The organism is Methylobacterium sp. J-092, from assembly GCF_022829325.1.
Taxonomy (GTDB): domain Bacteria; phylum Pseudomonadota; class Alphaproteobacteria; order Rhizobiales; family Beijerinckiaceae; genus Methylobacterium.
Genome location: NZ_JAKSXU010000191.1, coordinates 1 through 1,610, shown reverse-complemented (window position 1 = coordinate 1,610; position 1,610 = coordinate 1). Strand labels below are relative to the sequence as shown.

4 protein-coding genes are annotated in these 1,610 nt (G+C 57.2%); 1 reads left to right on the top strand and 3 read right to left on the bottom strand.

Annotated elements, in window-relative coordinates:
* A partial coding sequence (locus MKK60_RS22910) for a hypothetical protein (RefSeq protein WP_243988699.1) occupies window positions 1-302 on the bottom strand: 302 nt, incomplete at its 3' end.
* Between MKK60_RS22910 and MKK60_RS28755 the strand changes: the two genes are divergently transcribed.
* Window positions 197-433 (top strand): DUF6894 family protein, encoded by a 237-nt coding sequence (locus MKK60_RS28755; protein WP_409567443.1) that lies wholly within the window; start codon window positions 197-199, stop codon window positions 431-433. The genes MKK60_RS22910 and MKK60_RS28755 overlap by 106 nt on opposite strands.
* Window positions 434-734: 301 nt before the next feature.
* On the opposite strand, the gene MKK60_RS22905 is transcribed toward MKK60_RS28755, so the two are convergent.
* Together MKK60_RS22905 and MKK60_RS22895 are read right to left on the bottom strand one after the other, a co-directional pair.
* On the bottom strand, window positions 735-968 hold the full coding sequence (locus MKK60_RS22905) for a hypothetical protein (RefSeq protein ID WP_243988698.1): 234 nt from the start codon (window positions 966-968) through the stop codon (window positions 735-737).
* Between the two features lie 442 nt (window positions 969-1,410).
* The coding region (locus MKK60_RS22895) for a helix-turn-helix domain-containing protein (protein ID WP_243988696.1) at window positions 1,411-1,610 on the bottom strand (200 nt) is incomplete at its 5' end.

Here is a 1,610-nt window from a genome sequence, read left to right as displayed (position 1 = left end):
GACATCGGGATCACTGCGTACCCCTGTCTGGCCCAGACTCCGATCCTGTTCTCTACGGCGTAGCTCAGGGATTGGCTGAGCTGTTCCCACCCGTCGAGCTGACGCCAGTTCGTGATGACCAGGGTGAGCAGATCGATGAGGCAGACCTGCTCGCTGACGACCCTTGATAGCAGACGAATAGAGATCGAGGTCTTCAATGCCCCGTTTCTACCTTCACCTGCGTGATGGCGACGATCTCGTCGAAGATCCAGACGGGTCAGACCTTCCCAGTGTTGAGGAGGCAAAAGAAGAAGCTCACGCATCAGCGCGATATCTACTCGCAGAAAGACTTCGTGAAGGCAAAGTGATAGATGGCCAACGATTTGAGATCGTAGATGAAGTAGGAGATCTACACGCCATAGTGTGGTTGAGAGAGGTTATTAGATTTGCTTAAACTGCACGATGCTTGGTATACAGCTGGCTCGGGGAGCTATGACTGTGATTGGGCCCCTTTGGGCTAATTTTTCTAGATCAAGTCGTGAAACACCGTTCAAGGTGGGTGTTCGTCGTGCGCTGGTAGAAGCGTTTCCGCCTGTCATGAATGACGCGATGCCAGCGCGAATAAAGCTTGCGCTTGAGGCCTTGGTGGCGCTCGATCCCGTAGGCGTGACAGATCAACCGAGAGAAGCTCTCGATAAAGCGAAACTGACGGCCCCAGCGGGCTTGGCCAGTACGCCCTCTGCCGTGTAGGCCGCCTACGCTACCACTTCGCCCGTCCCCATCATTTCGGTGAGTACGCTGCTCAGGTAGGCGCCCAGGCGCTTGAGGGCACCCTTATCGGGAGCATCAATCCAGAAGCCGATCAGACCCAGCTTGCCCTCAAAACGACGAAGGACCGACTCGCTCATCAATGCCGCCTCCCTCTCGGTTTGTGCGAACAAGGTCCGCTGAATGCCAGCGGCGAGGATGGTGATTTCGTAGGGCGTCACGCTTGGCATACCAGCCGAACGTGCTGCACTGCAAAATCGTTGCGTGCTTTGGCGTGTTACTTTTTTGATTTTCAGGCCGCCTCGGCGGGCTCCGCATCGTGCAACGACGGCACGTAGGCGCACCACTGGCAGATGCCCATATCTGCCGCCCGCCTGTCATTCCGCTGTGAGCAGTGCGGGCACACCCTGAGTAGCAGTTTGAAGCCGGTCAGGACCCCCTGACCGCGTCCCCGGAATGTAATCTCGCCTTCAGGCAGATCTCTTGGCCTGGCGTATGCTGACATGCGGTCTCCAAATAGAGGCGAATTGCTTATCATACAACCAGAGGTCGAAGCCGACTACCGAGCGCGAAAGGGGGTGCGGTATGCGTATTTTGCATCATTTGATTGGTCGATTGCGGCAGCGCTTGGCGTAGCCCGGCCTAGATCTTTGAAAATGTCGATCAGACTGTTGGGGTCGACGTTGTAGGCCCGAGAAGCCGATCGTACTCCGCCTCCGGCATTCCGTAGCAGGCGCCCGCTTGAGCAATCAGCTTTTCGCGGTCCCGGATGGTGATGGTCCCACGCTTCGTTGCGATGACCCCGGCCCGTTCCAAAGCGGTCAGCGCCTCGCTGACACCAGTGCGGTTCACGCCGAGCATCA

Bases quoted from the DNA above. Each gene is read 5' to 3' on its own strand.
- MKK60_RS28755 (WP_409567443.1), top strand. From the start codon at position 197: ATGCCCCGTTTCTACCTTCACCTGCGTGATGGCGACGATCTCGTCGAA.